Origin of the sequence: Spirulina major PCC 6313, assembly GCF_001890765.1 — a bacterium.
Classification (GTDB): Bacteria; Cyanobacteriota; Cyanobacteriia; order Cyanobacteriales; family Spirulinaceae; genus Spirulina; species Spirulina major.
Window position 1 is genome coordinate 909,262 of the sequence record NZ_KV878783.1, and the last position, 736, is coordinate 909,997.

Consider the following 736-nt stretch of genomic DNA (forward strand, 5'->3'; position numbering starts at 1 on the left):
TAACGGTGCCATCCTGAAGCTCAGTAATAGTAGTTTTGTGTTTCAGTCCCCTTGGCGGGGATTTTGGGTTGGCGGGTTCGTCTATTTCATCAGTCCAGTTTGTCATTTCCTGTTTCAGTCCCCTTGGCGGGGATTTTGGGTTGGCGGGCTGGATGTCTTCGGGGTTTTGGTTGGCATCGATCCAGGGTTTCAGTCCCCTTGGCGGGGATTTTGGGTTGGCGGGTCCTCAGACGGGGACAGCCAGTAAGCGCAATCCTGTTTCAGTCCCCTTGGCGGGGATTTTGGGTTGGCGGGAGCCACCTATTGTCAAGCCCGCCCGTCCCGCTACGCGGGTTTCAGTCCCCTTGGCGGGGATTTTGGGTTGGCGGGCTCAAACACAATTCGCACAGGAGGGCCGTCGCCGTACTGGTTTCAGTCCCCTTGGCGGGGATTTTGGGTTGGCGGGTGAATGATATTCAAGATTTTGCTAATGCGCTGGGGGTTTCAGTCCCCTTGGCGGGGATTTTGGGTTGGCGGGCCCAATCGGTGGTATTGTGCCAACTTTCCAGCATGCACGTTTCAGTCCCCTTGGCGGGGATTTTGGGTTGGCGGGATTGAATTGCTTCCGATTCCCTTTGGAATTGGTAGAGACGTTTCAGTCCCCTTGGCGGGGATTTTGGGTTGGCGGGGATAGTGTAGAAACTGTCCAATTTGAAAAATGGTTTGTTTCAGTCCCCTTGGCGGGGATTTTGGGTTG

1 CRISPR repeat array is annotated in these 736 nt (G+C 55.0%).

Going from position 1 to position 736, the window contains the following annotated elements:
- The first annotated feature begins 39 nt into the window (after positions 1 to 39).
- A CRISPR array of direct repeats spans positions 40 to 668; the repeat unit is 37 nt; unit sequence GTTTCAGTCCCCTTGGCGGGGATTTTGGGTTGGCGGG.
- Positions 669 to 736: the final 68 nt, after the last annotated feature.